The following is a 21640-nucleotide window of genomic DNA, read 5'->3' as shown; positions in this document are numbered from 1 at the left end:
CCTCACACGGTCGAGGCGGGCGCGGGGACGGTGGCGGGCACGATCGGCGGCACCGGCGTGTCCGCCGTGCGCACCCAGCGCGGGCCCAGCGGCCCGTACACCTCGCGCGGCTCGGGGAAGAGCCGCAGCAGGACCAGGTAGAGCACCGCCGCCGTGACCAGGCCGAGCGGCAGCGACACGTCCACCCCGCCGGCCAGGTCGCCGAGCGGCCCGACGAACTGCCCGGGCAGGTTGACGGTGGTCAGCGCGAGCAGCGCCGAGACCAGCCAGGCGGTCAGGCCGCGCCAGTTCCAGCCGTGGCTGAACCAGTAGCGCCCGCCCCGCTGCCGCCGGTTGAACACCTGCAGCGCCTCGGGGTCGTACCAGCCGCGGCGGGTCACGTACCCGAGCATCATGATCACCATCCACGGGGCCGTGCAGGTGATGATCAGGGTGGCGAAGGTGGAGATGCTCTGCGTGAGGTTGAACGTGAAGCGGCCGATGAAGACGAACAGGATCGACAGCGAGCCGATGAACAGCGTCGCCCGCACCCGCGTGAAGCTCGGGAACACGCTGGAGAAGTCCAGCCCGGTGCCGTACATCGAGGTCGTGCCGGTGGACATGCCGCCGATCAGCGCGATCAGGCAGACGGGCACGAAGTACCAGCCCGGCGCGATGGCCAGCAGGCCGCCGACGTAGTTGGGCGCGGCCGGGTCCATGTACGCGGCGGCCTTGGTGGCGATGATCGACGCGGTGGCCAGGCCGAAGAAGAACGGCAGGATCGTGGACGCCTGCGCCAGGAACGCGGCCCCCATCACCCGGCCGCGCGGGGTGCCGGCCGGGATGTAGCGCGACCAGTCACCGAGGAAGGCGCCGAACGAGACCGGGTTCGACAGCACGATCAGCGCCGCGCCGACGAACGACGGCCAGAACAGCGGGTCGCCGGGCGCCAGCACGCCGGGGTAGGACGGGTCGAAGTCGCCGGCGAACGCGAACACGCCCAGCACGAACAGCGCCGACGCCGCCACCACGGCGATCTTGTTGACGAACAGCATGAACCGGAAGCCGTACACGCACACCACGAGCACCAGGCCCGCGAAGATCGCGTACGCGACCCCGTAGGTGAAGTCCGACTCCGGCAGCCCGACGAGCCGGTGGGCGCCGCCGACCAGCGCGTCCCCGGAGGACCACACGGAGATGGAGAAGAACGCGATCGCCGTCAGCAGCGACAGGAACGAGCCCACGATCCGGCCGTGCACGCCCAGGTGGGCGGAGGAGGAGACGGCGTTGTTGGTGCCGTTGAGCGGCCCGAACAGCGACAGCGGCGCCAGGATGAGCGCGCCGACCAGCAGGCCGAGCACGGTCGCGGCGAGCCCCTGCCAGAACGACAGGCCGAACAGGATGGGGAAGGCGCCGAGCACGCACGTGGCGAACGTGTTCGCGCCGCCGAAGGACACCCTGAACAGGTCCACCGGGCGGGCGGTGCGCTCGGCGTCGGGGATGCGGTCGATGCCGCGGGTCTCGATCTCCGTGATGGCGGTGCTCATGTGTTCTCCCGCAGGGCCAGGAGGCTGACAAGGTCGTAGGCGACGTGGGAGGCGGCGACCGAGGTGATCTCGGCGTGGTCGTAGGCGGGGGCCACCTCGACCACGTCCGCTCCGATGAGGCGGCACCCGGCCAGGCCGCGCAGGATCTCCAGCAGCTCGCGGCTGGTGAGCCCGCCCGCTTCCGGGGTGCCGGTGCCGGGGGCGTGCGCCGGGTCGAGCACGTCGATGTCGACCGACACGTACAGGGGGCGGTCGCCGATGCGCTGACGCAGCGCCTCGATCACCTCGTCCAGGCCGCGCCGCAGCACGTCGGCCGCGGTGACGAGGCCGAAGCCGAGGCGCCGGTCGTCGTCGAGGTCCTTCTTGCCGTACAGCGGGCCGCGGATGCCGACGTGGCCGAGCGCCTCGGTGTCGAGCAGCCCTTCCTCGACCGCGCGCCGGAAGGGGGTGCCGTGCGTGTACGCGGCGTCGAAGTAGGTGTCCCAGGTGTCCAGGTGGGCGTCGAAGTGCAGCAGCGCGACCGGCCCGTGCCGCCGGGCGGCGGCGCGGAGCAGCGGCAGCGCGATCGTGTGGTCGCCGCCGATGGTGACGAGCCGGGCGTCCAGCGCGCCCGCCGCCTCCTCGATGCTCTCGATCGCCTCCTCGATGCGGAACGGGTTGACGGCGATGTCCCCCGCGTCCACCACCTGGACCCGCTCGAACGGGAAGACGTCCAGCCCGGGGTGGTAGGGCCGCAGCAGCCGCGACGCCTCGCGGACCGCGGCGGGTCCGAACCTGGCGCCGGGGCGGTAGGAGACGCCGCTGTCGAACGGCACGCCCACGACGGCCACGTCCGCGCGCTCGACCTCGTCGATGCGAGGCAGGCGGGCGAAGGTGGCGGGCCCGGCGAAACGGGGGACTCTGGCGGAGTCGACGGGGCCTTTTGTCATGCGCACAGTCAATGTTACGCCTCTGACCTGCGGCAATTGGAATCGTCACGAAGTCCTACAGTGGGGGTTGTGGCTGACCACAAGGTGACGGTGCTCGACCTGTTGCGCTCGCCCGCCCTCCAGTTGCGCCTGCTGGCGGGCGAGGCGGGGCTCGGGCGGTCGGTCTCCTGGGCGCACGTGAGCGAGCTGACCGACCCGACACCGTGGCTGCTCGGCGCCGAGATGATCATGACGACCGGCATCGGCGTGCCCCGCTCCGCCGCCGACCAGCGCGCCTACCTGGAGCGGCTGGACGACGCCGGCGTCTCGGCGCTGGCCCTGTCGGCGCAGCTGCACGTGCCGCCGCTGCACCGGGCGTTCTTCGAGACGGCGGAGCGGCGCGGCATGCCGGTGCTGGAGGTGCCGCTGGCGGTGCCGTTCATCGCCGTCTCCCAGGAGGTGGCGGCGGCCGCGCAGGAGGACGCCCGCCACCGGCTGGGGGCGCAGCTCCAGGTGTTCGGGGCGCTGCGCTGGCTGGCGGCCGAGGACCTCGACACGGCGACCCTGTTCAGACGGCTGGAGCGGCTGTCGGGCTACCAGGTGTTCCTGTGCACCCCGCAGGGGCGGCCGCTGCTGCCCGGCGTGCCCGTGCCGCCGTCACCGGACGTGCTGCCCGCCGAGCCTGACGCGCCGCCGACGATCCCCGGCGGCTTCGTGCTGCCGGTGCCCGCGCCCGGCGGCCCCGCCGGGTTCCTGGTCGCGTTCGAGCGCGAGGGCGCCCGCCCGGCCGGGCTGGCCGTGGTCCAGCACATCGCCACCGTGGCCGCGCTCCAGGTCGCCATGGCCCGCAACGAGCGCGAGACGCTGCGCCGCGAGGGCGCCGAGACGCTCTCGGAGCTGCTGCAGGACGTGCTCGACCCGGCCACCGCGCGCCGCCGCCTGGCCCGGCTGGGGCTGCCGCTGGAGGCCGACGTGGTGCTCGTCGTGGTGCGCGCCGCCGGCGACGACGGCCTGCGGCGGGCGCTGGCCGACCACCCGCACCTGCTGCTGCGCCGGGGCGACGACCTGTACGTGCTCGGCCCGCCGTCCCTGGCCGGGCCGATCTCCGAGCTCCCGGACGCCCGCGCGGGCATGAGCCGGCCGTTCCCGCCCGGCGCCTCCACCCGCGTGGCCAGGCGCGAGGCCGTCTGGGCGGCCACCCGGGCCGTGGAGTCGGGGCAGCCGATGGTCGTCTACGGCAAGGACCCGACGGGCCGGTGGCTGCCGGAGGACACCGACACCCTGGCCGCCCTGGTGGACCACGTCCTGGGCGAGGTGCTCGCCTACGACGCCGCGCACGACTCCCACCTGCTGACCACGGTCCGCGTCTGGATGGAGCACGACCGCCGGTCCGACGACACGGCGGCGCTGCTGCACATCCATCCCAACACGCTGGCCTACCGGCTGCGCCGGTTCGCGGCGCTCACCGGGCGCGACCTCACCTCGACGGCCGCGTTCGCCGAGGTGTGGCTCGCCCTCCAGGCCGCCCGCCAGCTCGGCCTGCCTTGACAACAGCCGCACGATGACGGCTGGACCAGTGGACATCCGCCAGGGATGAGCGGGCCGCCTCAGGACAGCTGCACGGTGGCGATCTCCCAGGCCTTCAGCGGCAGGCGCAGGGCGCCGTCCGCGACCTCCAGGGCGTCGCCCGGCCGGCCGCGCAGGTCGGCGCGCCGGGCACGGGTGAAGCCGCCCGTCACGAGCGCCTGCGTGGGGCTGTCCGTGAGCGCCACCACCCGCAGCTCCTTCCAGTCGTCGCGCAGCCGCAGCGAGGTCATGACCACGCCGTCGCCCGTGACCGAGAGCCCGGCGGCGGGCGCGGGCAGCGGGAGCGACGGGTCGCCGGCGCCCGCCACGGTCACCAGGTCGTGGCGGAACTCCTCGGCCGCCGCCGGCACCGCCTCCCACGTCCCGGCGTAGGGCATCAGCGCCAGCGACACCGACCGCAGCCCGCGCGACTGCGCCATCGGGGTGGGCAGCTGGGGACCGGCCGGCTCGGGCCGCAGCGCGTGCCGGTTGCGCGACAGGTAGCCGACCGAGCGCAGCAGCGTGAGCGCCAGCTCGCCGCCGTCGTCGACCAGCTCGTACTCGGTGACGTGCTCCAGCAGCGCCGCCACTCCCCCGGCGGCCACCCAGGAGGAGGCCGGGTAGGTGGGCAGCGGCTCCTCGCCGCAGCCGGCTTCTGGGGCGAGCCCGCGGGTGACGACCGCGAACTGGCCTTCGGCGTGGGAGACGCCGGTCCGCTCGGGCAGCGGCACGTGCAGCCGCACCCGGTGGTCGGCGCACCGGTTGTCGAAGTCCACGGTGAGCCGGGCGAACGGCTCGCCCGCCCGCAGCTCGACCCGCGTGCGGACGGCGATCTCCTCGGTCGCGTCGGTGCGGGAGCGCGCGGGGATCTCCGGCGTGCCCTCGACCCCGTCGCCCGCGGCCGGCCACCGGTAGGCCCGCCACACGTCGTACGCGGCCACCAGCGGCCCGGCGCACACCAGTTGGACGTGCACCGACTCCGGCTCGCGGACCAGCCGGTCCTCGGCCGGGGGCGCGTAGTTGTAGCTGTCGCCCACGTCGCCGCCGTCGACGATGCGGCCGGCTCCGCTGAGCGTGACGCCGTGGGCCCCGGTGAGGCTGAGGGTGCCGTCGCGGGCCACCTCGACGCGGAGCAGCCCGTTGTCGAGCACCCGGTCCGCGGCCCGCACCGGCGGGACCGACGACGGCGGCCCGCCGGCGGCGCCGTCGTCCGGGACCGGCCGCACGCTGGTGTGGCCGAGCGGCGGCGCCTCCACCAGCGCGGCCACGGTCCGGCGCGGCTCGGCGAGGATGCGCACCCGGGTGACCCCGGCGAGCGCCTCGCGCACCTGGCCGACGTCGAACGGCAGCCGCGACTCGCGGGCGACGGTGAACGTCAGCACGCCGTCCTCGACGGACCAGCCGGTGATGTGCTGCCCGTACAGCTCGGTGCCGTGGACGAAGGTGAGCGCCGTGGCGGGGTCCATCTCCTCGTCGAGCAGCAGCGTCGGCGCGTACTCCAGCGGCTGGACCGGCACCCGGGCGCCGGTCGCGTCGACGATCGGGTCCTCGCCCGCCACGTCGAGCAGCACCACGGCCCGCCGGGTGGCGGAGGTCGGGTTGACCACCAGCACGCCGCCGGACGGGACGGAGGCGGCCAGCCGGGCGGTGACCATGTCGCGCACGGCGTGGCCGAGGTGCTCGGCCTCGGCGATGCGGGCGGCGACCTGCTGGGCGGTCTCGTCGACGCCGCAGCCGGTCACCGAGTCGTGGCCGCTGGCGTCGACCAGCCGCCACCAGGCCATGTCGAGGAAGCGGCCGGGCCACTCGGCGCCCCAGAGCGCTGCCAGCGGCTCGGCGTAGCGTTCGACCATCCGCTCGGCGCGGCCCATGGCCTGCTTCACGGCCGGGCGTACGGAGATGACGCCGGGCAGGATGTTGGCCCGCGCGTGCGAGCGCAGCTCGCCCACCACCCGGGGCAGCCCGTCGACGTCGGCCGGGTGGGCGGTGACGTAGCCGGACAGGGTGTCCATCCGGGCGCCGAGCCCGGCCACCATCCCGGGCAGGCCGCGCACCGGGGCCGAGTGGTCCGTGCCGTACATCGCCAGCAGCGGCCCGTCGGGGCCGTGCCAGCGGCGCATGGTCGAGACGAAGGCGGCGCCGCGCTCGGCCAGCCGCTCCGGGTCCTCGAACAGGTGGGCGCCGTTGCCGTAGCCGCCCGCGGGCAGGTACTGGGCGCGGACCGCGGTGCCGTCGGGGGCGACCCAGGCGAACGCGTCGGTGGTCACCGACGACGGCACACCCCGGTAGACGCAGGCGTGCGCGAGCCCGGCCCGGCGCAGGATCTGCGGCATCTGCGCCGTGTGGCCGAACATGTCGGGCAGGTAGCCGACCGGCATGGCGCCGCCGAGCTTGTCCGCCCTGGCCATGCCCAGCTCCAGGTTGCGCACGATGTTCTCGCCCGAGCAGAGGAACTCGTCCAGCAGGATCTGCCACGGCCCCACCGCGAGCCTGCCGGACTCGACCAGGGCGGCCACCCGGTCGCGGTTCTCCGGCCGCACCTCCAGATAGTCGTCGACGCAGGCCAGCTGCCCGTCGAGGGTGAAGTGGTAGGCGGGCTCGCGCTCCATCGTGTCGAGCACCTCGTCCATCAGCGCGACCAGCCGCAGCCGGAACCGCTGGAACGGCTCGTACCACTCCCGGTCCCAGTGCGTGTGCGGGACGACGACGATCTGCCCGTTCTCACCGGTCTCTCCGGTCGTCCCGGTGAACCCTGCGCTCACGCTGCTTCCCCTCCGATCGGCAGTCCGTGCTGTACGGCGTAGCGGGCGGCGACGCGCTGGGCGGTGACGATGTCCTCCAGGGCGCCCGCGCGCCCGGTGAGCGGCGGCTCGCCGCCGTCGGCGAAGGCGTGGAAGGCGGCCAGCTGGACCTCGAACGCCTCGGTCACCTCACGCCACTCCGTGCGGCTCTCCCCGCCGGACACCACGGTGAGGACCGTGGGCGCGTTCATCAGGTAGGGCGCGGGGAAGGCCAGCTCCAGCGTGCCGGCGTCGTGGTGGACGGCCACCGTCTCCCGGTACGCGGGATAGTCCTCCAGGTAGTGCCACCGGATGGAGAACCGCCCGGCGGCCGGGAGCGGCCCGGAGATCTCCACCGACCCGGGCGCGTTCCCCCACGTCTCCACGTGCCCGATCTCGGCCGGCGAGCCGGTGAGGCGGCGCAGCAGCGACAGGTCGTGGCAGATGGAGCCGAGCGTGACCGCGTACAGCGCGCGGACCGGCGCGGGCGCCTGCTCGCCGAGCGCCCGCGACACCAGGGCGTCCTCCTGCTCGCGCAGCCTGGCCACCAGGTCGGCGGGCACGTCGCCGGCCCGGATGAGGTTGGCGAAGGCGAGCTGCGACTCCCCGCTGGGGTGCAGCACGGTCACCTCGACGGACCTGATGGCCTCCGGCCCGCCCAGCTCGGCCAGCAGCGCCTCCGCCCGGCGCACGGCCGGGTCGTACTGCTTCATGTAGCCGACCATGAGCCGGCCCTCGGGCAGCGCGGCCACCTCGGCCCGGGTCAGCGCCAGCGGCTTCTCGCAGAGCACGGCGTGACCCGCCGCCAGCGCGCGCCGCACGGTGTCGCCGTGGGAGCCGGAGGCGAGCACGAGCACGGCCTCGAAACCCCCGGCGTCCAGCATCGCGTCGAGCGAGGTGTGTCTGCCGGGCGCGCCGAGGCGGTCACCGACGGCGTCGGCGAGCGTCCGCGACAGGTCGCAGACGGCCGTCACCTCGAACAGGTCGCGTCGGCGCGACAGCAGCGGCGCGTACACCGCCTGCGTGACGGCGCCGCACCCGACAAGGGCGATCTTCAAGACTGGATCCTCCAGCGTGACGTCAAAGTCCGAGTTCCCGTAGCTTCTCGCGGTTGGCGGCTTGATCGGTGATGTTCCGCGCAACTGACCGTCTGCCGGGGAGCGTGTCCTGCTCGATGATCACCCAGCCGGTGTAGCCAATCTCGTCGAGCGTCCGCACCACGCCGGACAGGTCCAGCTCGCCCTCGCCGAGCGGGGCGAAGCCGCCGCGCCCCATCAGCTCACGCAGGTCCGCGCCGTCGGCCAGGGCCTTGGCCATGATCGTCCGGTCGCCGTCCTTGACGTGCACGTGGCCGATCCGGTCCGACCAGTCGCGCAGCGCCGTCACCGGGTCTCCCCCGGCCAGCAGCAGATGGCCGGTGTCGAGGCAGAGCCGCACGTCGGTCAGCTCCAGCAGCCGCTCCACGTCCTGCGGGGTCTCGACGTAGGTGCCGAGGTGGTGGTGGAAGGCGGGCTCGAAGCCGGCGTCGCGGCAGCGCCGGACCGCCTCCTGGACGCGGGCGGCGTAGCCGGGCCACTCCCCCGGCTCCAGCCCTGGAGCGTTCCCTCCGGGGCGGGCGAAGCGCGCGGGCGCACCGGAGCAGCCGAGCGTCGGCCGGGGCCTGAGGTGGTCCGGCGCGGGCGGCGCGGCGGCGAACACCTCCAGCGTGGCGTCCAGCGCGGCCAGCCCCTGAGCGAACGCGTCCGCGTCGCCGAAGCGCAGGTCGGCCCAGCCGCCGGCGAGCAGCAGCCCGCCCAGCCGGTCGGCCAGGTCGTCCTTGGTGCCCAGGTAGCCGAGGGGCCCGAGGTCGATGCCGTCGTAGCCGGCCCCGGCGATGGCTGAGACCATCTCGGCGGAGGTCAGCGGCGGCGGCGCGTCACTCAGCTCGAACACCCCGAAGCTCACCGGGGCGTTGGCGACACTGATCAGGCGCATAGCGCCATCACCTCGTTCTCGTAGGTTTCCAGGCGGTGACGTCCCGCGACGGCGGGGAGCAGCACCCGGTCACCGCGGATGACCAGGCGCTCGCCGCCGGGACGGACCAGGACGAGGCCGTCGGCGTCCAGGGCGAGAAGTTCGTCGCCCAGGCGCAGCAGCAGCGGGGCGTCGGGCCCGGCGGAGACGGCGGTGCGGCCCTCGGCGACGGCGGCGAACACCGCGCCGGCGTCCTCGGCCAGGACCCAGGTGGTGGGCGAGCCGGGCAGGCCGTCGGCGCCGGGCCGGTGGAAGTCGCTGGCGCCGATCGCCACCACGTCGGGCCGCCAGGCGTCGGCCCAGGCCAGGGGCGCGCCCCAGCGGCGGTCCCACCAGCCGGAGTGCCACACCTCGGCGACCTTGGGCCGGTGGGTGAACGGCAGCAGCCAGGCGCAGTCGGCGGCGAGCGGGTGGTTGATGGAGACGAGCCCGCCCGCGCGCTCGGCGTGCGCCACCCAGGAGTCGGCCGGCTGCCGGAAGTCGACCCAGCCGACGTCGCCGAACACGTTGGCGTGCCCGCGGTCGGTGGTGACCTCCTGGCCGGGCAGCAGCGCGATCCCCCGGTCGGTCTTGGCCAGCTCGGGATGGTGGCTGACCGTGTTGTGATCGGTGACGGCCAGGAAGTCCAGGCCGCGGCCGCGGGCCAGCTCGGCCAGCTCGGCGACGGTGAGCTGCCCGTCGCTGTGCACGGTGTGGGCGTGGAAGTCGCCGGCGAGCCAGCGCAGGCCGTCGACGCCGGGGATGTCGCGCCGGGGCGGCCGCTCGCCGTGCGCCGGCCCGGCCTCCTCCTGCGGAGGCGCCGGCGCCGCCGTCTCGGTACGGATCTCCAGCGTGTAGTCCAGGCCCTGCGGCGGGATCCGGTGCAGGCGCAGCCACACCCGCCACTCCCCGGTCTCGGGCTCGCCGGGCAGGTAGCCGGGCGTCGCCCAGCCGGGGGCGATCGTATACTCGTCGCGCGCCCCGCCGGACCAGCCTCGGAAGCCGCGCGGCCCGGCGCAGCCCAGGTCGAGCACCCCCCGGGACCGGTCGTACGACAGCCGGACGGTCACCGCCGCGGTGCCCGCCGGCACCTCGAACGGCACCTCCCTCAGGATGCGCTCCAGCCGGTCGTCCAGACTCCAGCGGCCCCTGATGACGGTCATGCGGCCACCAGTTCGCCGTCGCGGTAGACCAGCGCGCGGTCGCGCCGGGGCACCACGGCGCCCTGCTCGCCCAGCGCGGGCTCGCGCCCCTCGGGCACCACGGCCTGCACCATGACCCCGCCCACGTCGAGCGTGACCAGGTGGGAGGCGCCGAGGTTCTCCAGGATGACCACGTTCCCGGTCAGGCCGTCCTCGACGGTCCCGGCCTGGTAGGTGGTGTATTCGGGACGTACGCCGTACACCAGTTCCTCCCCGTCGACCAGCAGTCCTTCCGCCGAGGCGGGGACGGGCACCTTGCACCCGGCCACCTCCAGGGTGTCACCCCGGCACACGGCGTCCAGCAGGTTCATCGGGGTGGAGCCGATGAACCCGGCGACGAAGGTGTTGGCGGGCCGCTGGAACACCTCGGACGGGGTGCCGATCTGGCGGATGAGCCCCGCCTCCATGATCGCCATCCGGTCGGCCATGGCCAGCGCCTCGGCCTGGTCGTGGGTGACGAACACGGTGGTGACGCCCAGCTCCCGCTGGAGCTTCTTGAGGAACGTGCGGGCCTCCAGGCGGAGCCGGGCGTCCAGGTTGGACAGCGGCTCGTCGAACAGGAACGCCTGCGCCTGCGTGGCCATCACCCGGGCCAGCGCGACCCGCTGCTGCTGCCCGCCGGAGAGCTGGCCCGGCCGCCGGTCCATCAACCGCTCCAGGCCCAGCCTGGCGGCCACCTCCGTCGCCTTGGCCCGGCGGTCGTCCTTGGACACCTTCTTGATCCGCAGCGGGTAGGCGATGTTGTCGGTGACGTCCATGTGCGGGAACAGCGCGTAGTCCTGGAAGACCATGGCGACGTCACGGCCGCCCGGCTGCACGGACGTCACGTCGCGCCCGCCGATGACGACCGCGCCGCCGGTCGCCACCTCCAGGCCCGCGATGGTACGCAGCAGCGTCGTCTTCCCGCAGCCCGAGGGGCCGAGCAGGGCGAAGAACTCGCCGTCGGGGACGGTCAGGTCCAGCGAGTCGAGCGCCTTCACCCCACCGGGATAGACCTTGGTCAGGCCCCGAAGTTCGATTGCGGCCATTTCAGCGCTTGATCCCTCCGTGGAAGCGGAAGCCGTACTTCTTGCTGACGAACAGGTACATGAGCACCACGGGGACCGAGTAGAGCAGGCCGAACGTGGACAGCACCTTGAGGTTGGCCTGGCCGCCCTCGGTGTAGAGGGTGTACATGATCACCGCGGCGGGCTGCTTCTCGACGTCGCTGAGCAGCAGGTACGGCATCAGGAAGTTGCCCCACACGTTGGCGATCGTCCACACCGCGATCGTCGCCAGGCCGGGCCGGACCACCGGGACGACCACGTGCCAGACGATCTGCAACGGCGAGGCGCCGAAGACCCGCGCGGACTCCTCGTACGACTTGGGCGTGGTGTCCATGAAGTCCTTGATCATGAAGATCGCGGCGGGCAGCAGCCCTCCGGTCATGATCAGGATCAGGCCGGTGTGCGAGTCGATCAGGCCGAGCTCGATGGCGAGCTGGAACAGCGGCACCATCGCCGCCGTGCCCGTGATGATCGACGACAGCAGCAGCAGCGCGTACAGCAGGGCGTCGCGCCCCGGCAGCCGCACCCGGCTGAGCGCGTACGCCGCCAGCGCCGACATCACCACCACCAGCACGGCGGTGCCGATCGCCAGGATCAGCGAGTTGACCAGCGACCCCAGCGCGTACGGGTGCTCCAGGATGATCTGGAAGTTCTCCCAGGTGAAGTCCGGCAGCCGGACCTCGTACGTGGGGTTGGAGGTGAACGGCGCCGAGGCCAGCCAGAGCAGCGGGATCGTGAAGAAGGCCAGCAGCAGCGCGACCAGCGTGTAGAAGCCGATCCGGCCGGCGACGAACCGCGTCATCTCCTCCTCCTGAGCAGCCGTAGGTAGAAGATCGCCACGACCAGGTTGATCAGCAGGATGATCGTGGAGATCGCGGCGCCGTAACCCAGGTCGCCGCTCTGCAGCGCGGTCTTGTAGACGTACACGGCCAGGATCTCGGTCTTGTTCTCCGGCCCGCCCGCGGTGAGCAGGAACGGCCCGAAGTCGTTGAACGTCCACAGGCTGATCAGCAGCAGGTTGGTCAGGATGTGGCCGCGGATGTGCGGGAAGACCACGTCACGTAACTGCTGCCAGCCGGACGCCCCGGCCAGCCGCGCGCTCTCCAGATGCGAGGGCGGCACGTTCCCGAGCGCCGCGCCGTACAGCATCATCGAGAACGCGGTGCCGCGCCAGGTGTTGAAGATGATGATCGACAGCATCGGGTGGTCGAGCAGCCAGGCGAAGCCCGGGATGCCCAGCATCGCGTTGAGCGTGCCGCTGTCGCGGTCGAGCAGCGCCACCCACAGGAACGCGACCACCGCGCTCGGCAGGATCCAGGCCAGGATCACCACGCCCTCGACCACGCTCTTGAGCGCGCCGCGGCGGTTGCGCATCAGCCAGGCCAGCGTGAAGCCGAGCAGCACCTGCCCGATGACGGCCGACCCCAGCACGAACTGGAAGGTCAGCACCGTGGAGTTCCAGAACCCCGGATCCGCGAGCGCTCTGAGGTAGTTGTCCACGCCGACGAACTTCGGCTCGGCCGCGGCGATCCCGGTCAGCCGGTAGTTCATCAACCCCAGGTAGATGACCCACAGCGCCGGGAAGACCAGGAAGACCGCGATGAGCGCCAGGGCGGGCGCCACGAAGGCCCCCGCCCGCAGCCTGCCCAGGCCCGCGGCGTCGGAGCTGTAGCCGCGGGCGGGCGTCGCGTCGAGGACCTTCGGATCAGGAGGCGACGTTGTTCGCGCCACCGACGATTCCTTCGAGCTTCTTCTGGTAGTCGGCCGCCGCCTGGTCGGCCGCCGTGCCACCGGCCACCGCGGCCGTCGCCTCCTGCAGCGCCACCGACACCTGCGGGTAGACCGCCACCGGCGGCCGGTAGGCCGTCAGCGGGAGGACCTGCTCGGAGATGAACGTCAGCAGCGGCTCACCGGCCAGGATCTCCTTGTTGACGTCGGAGCGCGGCGTGATCCGCACGTTGCCGTCCTTGGTCTCCTCCTTCAGCGCCTCCGCCGACAGCGTGAAGGCCAGCAGCTCGAAGGCCTCCTTCGGGTGCTTGGAGCTGGGGTTGAGGGTACGCAACGCGCCGCCGGACATGCTGACGAAGTCCTGCCCCCTGATGCCCTTGCCGGGCTCGATCGCCGGGATCTTGGCGTAGCCGACGGCCTGGTCGCGGTCGGTCATCGGGGCGACGCCGGTCTTGGGGTTGACCACGCCGCGCCAGAAGTAGTCGCCCTCCAGCAGGATGCCGATCTTGCCCTCGGCGAACTGCTGGAACGACTTGTCGCGGCCCTTGGCCTCCTGCTGGAGCTTGGGGTCGCCGAGGCCGCCGCCGTAGACCTTCTGGTAGAGGCCGAGGGTGTCCTTCAGCGGCTGCGAGGCGCCGGTCCACTTGTCGTCCCGCTGGACCTCGCCGCCCGCGCCGGCCAGCAGCGGGAGCACGCCCTGCATGGTGGTGGCCTCGCCCATGGCGGTGCCGGCGTTGATCTGGATCGGCACCGGGACGCCGGACGACTTGAGCTTGGCGCCCGCGTCGAGGATCTCCTGCCAGCTCGTCGGCTGCCAGTCGGCGGGCAGCCCGGCCTTGCCGAAGAGGGTCTTGTTGAAGTACAGGACGCGGCCGTCGGTGCCGATGGGCAGGGCGTACTTCTTGCCGTTGAAGGTGGCCAGGCCCTGGACGGCCTCCGGGATCTGCTGCCAGCCCTCCCAGCTGTCGGCCGCCGGCCCGGCGACCTCCGCCAGCGGCTTGATGTAGCCCGCCTCGGCGAACTCGCCCGCCCAGATGCCGTCGATGTCGATCACATCGGCCCCCTTGCCTGACTTCAGGTCAAGGGAGAGCTTGGTCTTGTACTGCTCGTCGTCGACGCCGCTGGGGATGAACCTGACCGTGACGTTCTTCCCTTTGGCCTTCTGGGCCTCCTCGAACTTGGGGATCACCCAGTTGGCGATGTGGTCGGCCGCCGCCGCGTTCTTGCCGCCGGCGATGGCGTTCTGGGTGATCGTCAGCTCGATGGCGCCGCCTTCGCCGCCGTCACCGGACGACTGGCCGCAGGCGGCCAGACCCAGCGCGGAGGCGGTGAGCACCGCGACCACACCTATCGACCTTTTCCGCACCATTCTGCAAACCCTCCGACACATCCTGTAGGGAGGAAGTCAGGGCCAATATGTCATGACATGTATATGACGTACAGTCCTGGCTGATTTCCGGGAGCGTGCCCGTGGGGGTCATCAGGAAATCGGTCTCGGGCACGGTGAGAAACATAGCGGACATCTATATGTCATGACAATATGCCATAGTGTCTGCCCGGAAGCTCCAGCTGTGGAGGTGCGTTGTTCGACCTGATCACGATGGGACGCTGCGGCGTCGACATCTACCCGCTGCAGACCGGCGTAAGCCTGATCGACGTCGAGTCCTTCGGTAAGTTCCTCGGCGGCAGCCCGACGAACGTCGCGGTCGCCGCGGCCCGTCACGGACTGCGGCCCGCCGTGGTGACCGCCGTGGGGGCCGACCCCTTCGGGCAGTGGGTACGGCAGGCGATCCGCGGATTCGGTGTCGACGACGTCTACGTGGGGACGGTCGAGGGCCCGCCCACCCCGGTCACGTTCTGCGAGATCTTCCCGCCTGACCACTTCCCCATCTACTTCTACCGGGGTGAGCATCCGCCTGACCTGCGGATCACCCCCGAGTCCCTGGACCTGAAGGCCGTCCGTGAGACGCGGGTCCTCTGGTTCACCGGGACCGGGCTGAGCCAGGAGCCCAGCCGCTCGGCGCACGCCGCGGCGCTGGCGGCCCGGTCGTCCGGGTGGACGGTGTTCGACCTGGACCACCGGCCGATGCTGTGGGAGTCCCGGCAGGCCGCCGAGCGCGCGTACCGGGAGGCGCTCCCGTACGCCAACGTGGCCGTCGGCAACCTCGACGAGGTCGAGATCGCCGTCGGCACCCGAGACCCGGAGGCGGCGGCGCGGGCGCTGCTCGACGCCGGCATGGAGGTGGCGATCGTGAAGATGGGCCCCGACGGGGTGCTGGCCCGCACCAAGGACGAGCACGTGGTGGCCGGGCCGGTCCGGGTCGAGGTGGTCAACGGGCTGGGAGCGGGTGACGCCTTCGGCGGGGCGGTCTGCCTCGGGCTGGTGCGCGGCTGGCCGCTGGAGCGTACGGTGCGCTTCGCCAACGCGGCGGGGGCGCACGTCGCGGCCCGCCTGGCGTGCGCGGAGGCCATGCCGTCCACCGACGAGGTGCTGGCCCTGCTCGGCGACCGGCCCGCCGCCGGCTCCGGGAGCGAGGTGCGTCCTTGAGCGACGTCACCCTGCCCGGGATCAGTCGTTACGACCGGCTGACCCGCATCCGCGCCACCGATCCAGGGGAGATCGCCCAGGCGGCGGCCCGCAGGCGGCGGCGGGAGCTGCCCGGCGAGGGCGGACGGCTGCTGATCATCGCGGCCGACCACCCGGCGCGCGGCTCGCTGGCCGTCCGGGACCGGCCGCTGGCCATGGCCAGCCGGTTCGACCTGCTGGACCGGCTGCAGGTGGCGCTGGCCCGGCCGGGCGTCGACGGCATCCTCGCCTCGCCCGACGTGCTGGAGGACCTGCTGCTGCTCGGCGCGCTGGAGGACAGGCTGGCCTTCGGCTCGATGAACCGGGGCGGGCTGCAGGGCTCGGTGTTCGAGCTGGACGACCGGTTCACCGGCTACGACGCGACCGCCATCGACCAGATGCGGCTCGACGGCGGCAAGATGCTGTGCCGCATCGACCCGACCGACCACGCCAGCGTCGACACGCTGGAATCCTGCGCCCGCGCCGTCACCGAGCTGGCCAGGAGGCAGCTGGTGGCGATGGTGGAGCCGTTCTGGACGACGCGCACCGAGACCGGGTCGGTCCGCAACGACCTGTCCCCCGACGCGGTGATCCGCGCCATCAGCGTGGCCCAGGCGCTCGGCGTCACCTCCGCTTACACCTGGCTGAAGATCCCGGCGGTGGCCGAGATGGAGCGGGTGATGGCCGCCACCACGCTGCCGGCGCTGCTGCTCGGCGGGGATCCGCCGGACGCGGCGGCCGCCTTCGCCGACTGGGGGCGGGCGCTGCGCCTGCCGGGGGTGCGGGGGCTCGTCGTCGGGCGGGCCCTGCTCTACCCTCCGGACGACGACGTCGCCGCCGCCGTGGACGGCGCCGCCGCGCTGGTCCGAGAGGTGGGGTCATGACATTCTTTCCGTACGGTGAGGCGGCGAGCGGGCCGTGGGCCGTGGAGATCACGCCGTCGCTGGCCGGGTGGGACTACGCGGGGCTGCGGGTGGTGGATCTGACCGGGGCGCCGGTGTCGTTCGGCACGGGCGAGGAGGAGATGATCGTCCTGCCGCTGTCGGGGTCGTGCGCGGTGACGGTCGGCGGCTCTCAGGTGTTCGAGCTGGCCGGGCGGCCGTCGGTGTTCGCCGGACCCTCCGATTTCGCCTATATCCCGATTCATGAGCAGGTGACGCTGACCGGCGCCGGCCGGATCGCGCTGCCCTCCGCGCGCGCCACCCGCCGCCTGGAGCCGCGCCACGTGCCGGCCGGCGAGGTGCCGGTGGAGCTGCGCGGCGCCGGCCGCGCCAGCCGCCAGGTGAACAACTTCGCCGCGCCCGAAGTCTTCGCCTGCGACAAGCTCGTCGCCGTGGAGGTGCTCACCCCCGGCGGCAACTGGTCGTCCTACCCGCCGCACAAGCACGACACGGCCAACCCCGGCGAGGCGGTGCTGGAGGAGGTCTACTACTTCGAGGTGGCCGACCAGGGGCTCGGCTACCAGCGCGTCTACTCCTCCGAGCGGGGGCGGATCGACACCCTGGCCGAGGTCGGCTCCGGCGACGTGGTGCTGGTGCCGTACGGCTACCACGGCCCGTCCATGGCCGCCCCCGGCTACGACCTCTACTACCTGAACGTGCTGGCCGGACCCGCCGAGGAGCGGTCCATGGCGTTCTGCGACGACCCGCGGCACGCCTGGATCCGCGCCAACTGGGACGGCCAGGAGATCGACCCCAGGCTGCCCTTCGGGAGGACCCAGTGAGACTGACGGTGGCCCAGGCTGTGGTGCGCTTCCTCGCCGCCCAGCACATCGAGCGCGACGGCGCCGAACACCGGATGTTCGGCGGCGTCCTCGGCATCTTCGGCCACGGCAACGTGGCCGGCGTCGGCCAGGCGCTCGCCGCCTCCGGCGCCGACCTGCCCTACTACCTCAGCCGCAACGAGCAGGCCATGGTGCACACCGCCGCCGCCTACGCGCGGGCCCGCAACCGGCTGTCGACCCTGGCCTGCACCACCTCGATCGGCCCCGGCGCCACCAACATGGTGACCGGAGCGGCCGCGGCGACCATCAACCGGCTGCCCGTGCTGCTGCTGCCCGGCGACATCTTCGCCACCCGGGTGGCCAGCCCGGTGCTGCAGGAGCTGGAGGACCCGCGCTCGTACGACGTCTCGGTGAACGACTGCCTCCGGCCCGTCTCCCGCTTCTGGGACCGGGTCAACCGGCCCGAGCAGCTCCCGCCGGCGCTGCTGGCGGCCATGCGGGTGCTCGCCGACCCCGCCGAGACGGGCGCGGTGACGCTGGCGCTGCCGCAGGACGTGCAGGCCGAGGCCGCCGACTGGCCCGACGAGCTGTTCGCCCGGCGCGTCTGGCACGTCCCCCGGCCCCGGCCCGGACGCGCGGCGCTGACCCGGGCCGCCGAGCTGGTCAAGGCCGCGTCCCGGCCGCTGATCGTGGCCGGCGGCGGCGTGATCTACAGCGAGGCGACCGGGGAGCTGCGGGCCTTCGCCGAGACGTTCGGCGTGCCGGTCGCCGAGACGCAGGCCGGCAAGGGCGCGCTGCCGTACGGTCACCCGATGGCGATGGGCGCGATCGGCGCCACCGGCACCACGGCCGCCAACGCGCTGGCCCGCGAGGCCGACCTGGTCATCGGGATCGGCACCCGCTACAGCGACTTCACCACCGCCTCCCACTCGCTGTTCGCGCCGGAGGCCCGGTTCGTCAACCTCAACATCACCGGCTTCGACGCCGCCAAGATGTCCGGGCTGCACGTGGTCGCCGACGCCCGCGAAGGGCTGACCGACCTGGCGGCCGCGTGCGCGGGCCGGTCCACCGGCGAGGCGTACCGGGCCCGCGCCGCCGAGCTGTCGCGGGCCTGGGACCGCGCCGTCGACGCGGCGTACGCGCTGGACGGCGACCCGCTGCCGCAGCCGGCCGTGATCGGCGCGGTGAACGCGGCGGCCGGCGACGACGGCGTCGTCGTCTGCGCGGCCGGGTCCATGCCCGGCGACCTGCACAAGCTCTGGCGGCCCAGCGGGCCGGGGAGCTACCACGTCGAGTACGGCTACTCGTGCATGGGCTACGAGATCGCCGGCGGGCTCGGGGTCAAGCTGGCCGCCCCGGAGCGCGAGGTCTTCGTCATGGTCGGCGACGGCTCGTACCTGATGATGGCCCAGGAGCTGGTCACGGCCGTCGCCGAGGGCGTCAAGCTGACCGTGGTGCTGGTGGACAACGCCGGCTTCGCCTCCATCGGCCGGCTGTCGGAGAGCGTCGGGGCCGAACGGCTCGGCACCGCGTACCGCCACCGGGGCGAGGGCCGCTACGACGGCGGGCCGCTGCCGGTGGACCTGGCCGCGAACGCGGCCAGCCTCGGCGCGACCGTGCTGCGTCCCGGCTCGCTCGCCGAGCTGCGCAAGGCGCTCGACACCGCCCGCGCGGCCACCGGCGTCACGGTCGTGTACGTGCGCACCGACCCGATGATCGACAGCCCGTCCTCGGAAGCCTGGTGGGACGTCCCGGTCGCCGAGGTCTCCGGCACCGAGGCGGCCCGCGCGGCCAGGACCGCGTACGAGGCCGCCAAGCGCGACCAGCACCGCCGTCTGGCCCCGCCGACGGGCTGACCGGGAGCCCGGGTCCCCGGTCACGGGCCGGTGACCTGCAGGGTTGCCGTGCGCGCCCCGGGGAAGGCCATGGTCCGGGGGGGCTGAGCTCGGGGGAGGCGACGATGGACCCTTGGCGCGCGCTGGGCTGGCTGGGCATCGCCGCGGTGGTGCTCTACTGCCTGTCCCACGTGGGCACGGTGGTCCTGTCGATCATCCTGGGGTTGTTCGTCGCCGCGCTGCTGGCGCCGCCCGCGCACTGGCTGATACGGCGCGGGCTGGGCCGGTCGCTCGCCACCACGATCACCTTCGTGGGCGGTCTCCTGCTGGCCTCCGGGCTGTTCGCGCTGCTCGTGCCGCCCACGGTCAGCGGCCTGGCCGAGCTGCGCGCCAGCGTCGGCACGATCCTGCAGCAGCTGCACGCCCTGGCCTCCCAGTTCGGGCTGGACTTCCAGGATCTGCTCGCCCAGGGCAAGGCGTGGGCCGAGCAGCGCCAGCAGCAGCTCGCCACCGGGGCGGTGGCCGGCGTGCGCACGGCGACCGAGATCGTCGTGGGCGCCGTGCTGGCGGTCATCCTGGGCGTCTACTTCGTGCACGGCGGCGACCGGCTGTACCACTGGCTGACCGGGCTGTTCCCGCCCCGGGCCAGGGTGCGGCTGCGGGTGGCCGGGCCGATCGCGTTCGGCGTCATCGGCCGCTACATCCGCGGGGTGGCGCTCGTGGGCGCGGTGGACGCGTTCTTCATCGGCATGGCGCTGTGGATCCTCGGGGTGCCGATCGCGGTGCCGCTGGCGGTGCTGACCTGGGTGGGGGCGTTCCTGCCGATCGTCGGCGCGTTCACGGCGGGGCTGCTGGCGGCGGTGGTGGCGTTCGTGTCCAAGGGCTGGCTGATCGCGCTCATCGTGGTCGGGGTCACCGTGCTGGTGCAGCAGATCGAGGGTCACGTGCTGGCGCCGCAGATCTACGGCAAGGCGCTCGACCTGCCGGGGCCGGTCATCCTCATCTCGATCGCGCTCGGCAGCCTGATCTTCGGCATCGCCGGCGCCTTCCTGGCCTCTCCGGTGGCCTCGGTGATCGTGGCCCTGCTGAACCGGGAGAACTTCAGCGAAGGCGACGCCCGGACTCCGGCGCGCACCTGAACGTCCTGCTCCGCACTGTTCACGCCGGGCCCCGCCGGTCCTGTTCCTCCTGGGTGTGCTCGCGGAAGACGATCGCGGCGCCCAGCGCGGCGGCGGCCGGGACGAACAGCTCTCCTGGGCCGGTCCGGGTGACGGGGACTCCGTTGCCGGTCAGGAGCCGTGCGGTGGCGGCGACGTCGCGTACGGACACCGCGTAGGCGGCGAAGGCGGGCAGCCCGGCGGCGCTCACCCGGCAGCAGGCGGGCGAGCTCCGACGCGGCCACGATCGTCACGCCCGCCCGGTCGCCGGGGCCGGTCGGCTCCTGGCCGAAGTACGTGGCGTAGCGCCGTGCCAGCTCGGGCAGCCCTCGGTCGTCGGCGCAGAGCACGACCCCGGCCAGCCCGGTCGCGCCGTTGGGATGGCCGGGGTGCCGCCGGCCTGCTGGGTCCTCGACCGGCGCGTTCTCGGCGAAGCCGATCCTGCCCTCCGGCACGCGGCCCGGCGGCAGGCCGGGGCCGGAGATCTCCAGGTAGCGCGCGGGCTCCAGCACGGTCCCCGCTGCTGTCTCGACGGGCCGCTGGACGGTGTGCACCCCGCCGTGGGCGACGCCCGCGGCGGTCAGCCGCGCCGCGAGGCCGTCGAGGTCGGAGGTGTCGGCCAGGACGATGTGCACGCCCGGGAAGCGGTCGAGCAAGGCCGTGAGGTTGGCGGCGGTGGCGCGGATGGCGGCCGTCAACGCCGGCCGCCTGTCCTCCGGCACCCGCAGCGGGATCGGCCGGGCCCCGGTCGGCACGCCGCCGGTCACGGCCACCAGCTCCACGAAGCCGCGCGGGAAGTGCACATGGGCGTTGACCAGGCCGAACGGCTCCGGCATGCCCGGCAGGACGGGGTAGGCCGGCGCCGACACGGTGAAGCCGAGCTGCCGGTATGTCTCCATGGCGCGGGTCAGGTCCCGGACGACGTGACCGACGTGGTGCAGCCCGTTGATCGTCATTCCGCGCTCCAAAGTGATAGTGACTCTCAGTTGAGAGTAAACCATCTTTTGTCTGTACGATAGGGTGCCGCCATGGCGGAGGGCGGGCTGCGCGAGCGCAAGAAGGCGAAGACCAGGGAGGCGATCCTGCGCGAGGCGTTCCGGCTCTTCCGCGAGCGCGGCTACCACGCCACCACCGTCGAGCAGATCGCCGAGGCCGCCGAGATCTCCCCCGCCACCTTCTTCCGCTACTTCCCGGCCAAGGAGGACCTGGTCACGCTCGACCGGTTCCCGGCCCTCGTGGAGGCCCTGGCCGGTCAGCCGCCCGGCCCGCCGGTCACCGTCCTGCGCGGCGCGTTCCGCACGGCCTTCGCCGCCCTGTCCGGCGAGGAGATCGCCGCCGGGCACGCGCGGGAGGTCTTCGCCGCCACCGTGCCCGAGCTGCTCGTGGCCAACCTGCGCAGAAGCCCCGGGCTGATCCGCGAGATCCGCGCGGCCGCGGCCGACAGGGCCGGCCTCGACGCCGGCGACCCCGCCGTCCGCGACGCCGTCGGCGCGGTCCTCGGAGTCGTCGCCATGGTGTGGACGGAGTGGGCGGCCACCCCCGGCATGGACGGGCCCGCCGAGATCGACAGGGCGCTGGCGCGCCTGGAGTCCGGCCTGGGCCGGTGACCTG

General features: G+C 73.2%; 17 protein-coding genes and 1 pseudogene. 7 read left to right on the top strand and 11 right to left on the bottom strand.

Annotated features, from left to right (window positions below; genetic code table 11):
• Positions 1 to 2: 2 nt before the first annotated feature.
• Positions 3 to 1526, bottom strand: coding sequence for a purine-cytosine permease family protein (locus tag ACQEUU_RS11470; RefSeq protein WP_433064023.1), 1524 nt, complete (start codon positions 1524 to 1526; stop codon positions 3 to 5).
• Entirely contained in the window at positions 1523 to 2455 is a 933-nt protein-coding gene (speB, locus tag ACQEUU_RS11465) for an agmatinase (RefSeq protein WP_433064020.1), read from the bottom strand. The genes ACQEUU_RS11470 and speB overlap by 4 nt, the downstream gene beginning before the upstream one ends.
• A gap of 69 nt (positions 2456 to 2524) precedes the next feature.
• Between speB and ACQEUU_RS11460 the strand changes: the two genes are divergently transcribed.
• Positions 2525 to 3982: a PucR family transcriptional regulator gene (locus ACQEUU_RS11460; protein ID WP_433064017.1), complete on the top strand. Its 1458-nt coding sequence runs from the start codon at positions 2525 to 2527 to the stop codon at positions 3980 to 3982.
• A 59-nt stretch (positions 3983 to 4041) separates the two neighbouring features.
• Here the strand turns inward: ACQEUU_RS11460 and ACQEUU_RS11455 are convergent, their stop codons facing one another.
• From ACQEUU_RS11455 to ACQEUU_RS11420, 8 genes are read right to left on the bottom strand one after another with little or no spacing between them, the layout of a single operon-like run.
• Positions 4042 to 6762: an alpha-mannosidase gene (locus tag ACQEUU_RS11455; RefSeq protein ID WP_433064014.1), complete on the bottom strand. Its 2721-nt coding sequence runs from the start codon at positions 6760 to 6762 to the stop codon at positions 4042 to 4044.
• Positions 6759 to 7838, bottom strand: coding sequence for a Gfo/Idh/MocA family protein (locus ACQEUU_RS11450; RefSeq protein WP_433064012.1), 1080 nt, complete (start codon positions 7836 to 7838; stop codon positions 6759 to 6761). Before ACQEUU_RS11450 ends, ACQEUU_RS11455 begins: the two co-directional genes overlap by 4 nt.
• Positions 7839 to 7860: 22 nt before the next feature.
• Positions 7861 to 8754: a TIM barrel protein gene (locus tag ACQEUU_RS11445; RefSeq protein WP_433064009.1), complete on the bottom strand. Its 894-nt coding sequence runs from the start codon at positions 8752 to 8754 to the stop codon at positions 7861 to 7863.
• Entirely contained in the window at positions 8745 to 9935 is a 1191-nt protein-coding gene (locus ACQEUU_RS11440) for a CehA/McbA family metallohydrolase (RefSeq protein WP_433064006.1), read from the bottom strand. The genes ACQEUU_RS11445 and ACQEUU_RS11440 overlap by 10 nt, the downstream gene beginning before the upstream one ends.
• A complete protein-coding gene (locus tag ACQEUU_RS11435; RefSeq protein WP_433064004.1) occupies positions 9932 to 11002 on the bottom strand; it encodes an ABC transporter ATP-binding protein in 1071 nt (356 codons plus the stop codon). Before ACQEUU_RS11435 ends, ACQEUU_RS11440 begins: the two co-directional genes overlap by 4 nt.
• A gap of 1 nt (position 11003) precedes the next feature.
• The gene (locus ACQEUU_RS11430) at positions 11004 to 11822 is read right to left on the bottom strand and encodes a carbohydrate ABC transporter permease (RefSeq protein WP_433064001.1); all 819 of its coding nucleotides are present in this window, start codon (positions 11820 to 11822) and stop codon (positions 11004 to 11006) included.
• A complete protein-coding gene (locus ACQEUU_RS11425) occupies positions 11819 to 12751 on the bottom strand; it encodes a carbohydrate ABC transporter permease (RefSeq protein WP_433063998.1) in 933 nt (310 codons plus the stop codon). The genes ACQEUU_RS11430 and ACQEUU_RS11425 overlap by 4 nt, the downstream gene beginning before the upstream one ends.
• Entirely contained in the window at positions 12726 to 14093 is a 1368-nt protein-coding gene (locus ACQEUU_RS11420) for an extracellular solute-binding protein (RefSeq protein WP_433063995.1), read from the bottom strand. The genes ACQEUU_RS11425 and ACQEUU_RS11420 overlap by 26 nt, the downstream gene beginning before the upstream one ends.
• Before the next feature lie 237 nt (positions 14094 to 14330).
• Between ACQEUU_RS11420 and iolC the strand changes: the two genes are divergently transcribed.
• The 5 genes from iolC (at position 14331) to ACQEUU_RS11395 (ending at position 20011) form a co-directional block, all read left to right on the top strand.
• Complete coding sequence (gene iolC, locus ACQEUU_RS11415; RefSeq protein WP_433063992.1) at positions 14331 to 15296, top strand: 5-dehydro-2-deoxygluconokinase; 966 nt, start codon at positions 14331 to 14333, stop codon at positions 15294 to 15296.
• Positions 15293 to 16198: a Cgl0159 family (beta/alpha)8-fold protein gene (locus ACQEUU_RS11410; RefSeq protein ID WP_433063989.1), complete on the top strand. Its 906-nt coding sequence runs from the start codon at positions 15293 to 15295 to the stop codon at positions 16196 to 16198. The genes iolC and ACQEUU_RS11410 overlap by 4 nt, the downstream gene beginning before the upstream one ends.
• Entirely contained in the window at positions 16195 to 17037 is an 843-nt protein-coding gene (gene iolB / locus ACQEUU_RS11405; RefSeq protein ID WP_433063986.1) for a 5-deoxy-glucuronate isomerase, read from the top strand. The genes ACQEUU_RS11410 and iolB overlap by 4 nt, the downstream gene beginning before the upstream one ends.
• The gene (gene iolD, locus ACQEUU_RS11400) at positions 17034 to 18893 is read left to right on the top strand and encodes a 3D-(3,5/4)-trihydroxycyclohexane-1,2-dione acylhydrolase (decyclizing) (protein ID WP_433063983.1); all 1860 of its coding nucleotides are present in this window, start codon (positions 17034 to 17036) and stop codon (positions 18891 to 18893) included. The genes iolB and iolD overlap by 4 nt, the downstream gene beginning before the upstream one ends.
• 104 nt (positions 18894 to 18997) lie before the next feature.
• The gene (locus ACQEUU_RS11395; protein ID WP_433063981.1) at positions 18998 to 20011 is read left to right on the top strand and encodes an AI-2E family transporter; all 1014 of its coding nucleotides are present in this window, start codon (positions 18998 to 19000) and stop codon (positions 20009 to 20011) included.
• A 371-nt stretch (positions 20012 to 20382) separates the two neighbouring features.
• Here ACQEUU_RS11395 and ACQEUU_RS11390 read toward each other — a convergent pair.
• Positions 20383 to 20928: pseudogene (locus ACQEUU_RS11390) on the bottom strand (VOC family protein); the annotation flags it as partial.
• Between the two features lie 129 nt (positions 20929 to 21057).
• On the opposite strand from ACQEUU_RS11390, the gene ACQEUU_RS11385 reads away from it, so the two are divergent.
• The gene (locus ACQEUU_RS11385) at positions 21058 to 21636 is read left to right on the top strand and encodes a TetR family transcriptional regulator (RefSeq protein WP_433063978.1); all 579 of its coding nucleotides are present in this window, start codon (positions 21058 to 21060) and stop codon (positions 21634 to 21636) included.
• Positions 21637 to 21640: the final 4 nt, after the last annotated feature.

Origin of the sequence: Nonomuraea sp. CA-218870, from assembly GCF_050936535.1 — a bacterium.
GTDB lineage: Bacteria > Actinomycetota > Actinomycetes > Streptosporangiales > Streptosporangiaceae > Nonomuraea > Nonomuraea corallina.
The sequence above is the reverse complement of the archived record's forward strand: the minus strand, read 5'-3'. Positions and strand labels throughout refer to the sequence as shown.

What these genes read in the sequence shown, in the direction of transcription:
- ACQEUU_RS11470 (WP_433064023.1), bottom strand. Translation starts at nt 1,526, where the DNA reads ATGAGCACCGCCATCACGGAGATCGAGACCCGCGGCATCGACCGCATC.
- ACQEUU_RS11430 (WP_433064001.1), bottom strand. Translation starts at nt 11,822, where the DNA reads ATGACGCGGTTCGTCGCCGGCCGGATCGGCTTCTACACGCTGGTCGCG.
- ACQEUU_RS11395 (WP_433063981.1), top strand. Translation starts at nt 18,998, where the DNA reads ATGGACCCTTGGCGCGCGCTGGGCTGGCTGGGCATCGCCGCGGTGGTG.
- iolB (WP_433063986.1), top strand. Translation starts at nt 16,195, where the DNA reads ATGACATTCTTTCCGTACGGTGAGGCGGCGAGCGGGCCGTGGGCCGTG.
- speB (WP_433064020.1), bottom strand. Translation starts at nt 2,455, where the DNA reads ATGACAAAAGGCCCCGTCGACTCCGCCAGAGTCCCCCGTTTCGCCGGG.
- ACQEUU_RS11440 (WP_433064006.1), bottom strand. Translation starts at nt 9,935, where the DNA reads ATGACCGTCATCAGGGGCCGCTGGAGTCTGGACGACCGGCTGGAGCGC.
- ACQEUU_RS11445 (WP_433064009.1), bottom strand. Translation starts at nt 8,754, where the DNA reads ATGCGCCTGATCAGTGTCGCCAACGCCCCGGTGAGCTTCGGGGTGTTC.
- ACQEUU_RS11435 (WP_433064004.1), bottom strand. Translation starts at nt 11,002, where the DNA reads ATGGCCGCAATCGAACTTCGGGGCCTGACCAAGGTCTATCCCGGTGGG.
- ACQEUU_RS11385 (WP_433063978.1), top strand. Translation starts at nt 21,058, where the DNA reads ATGGCGGAGGGCGGGCTGCGCGAGCGCAAGAAGGCGAAGACCAGGGAG.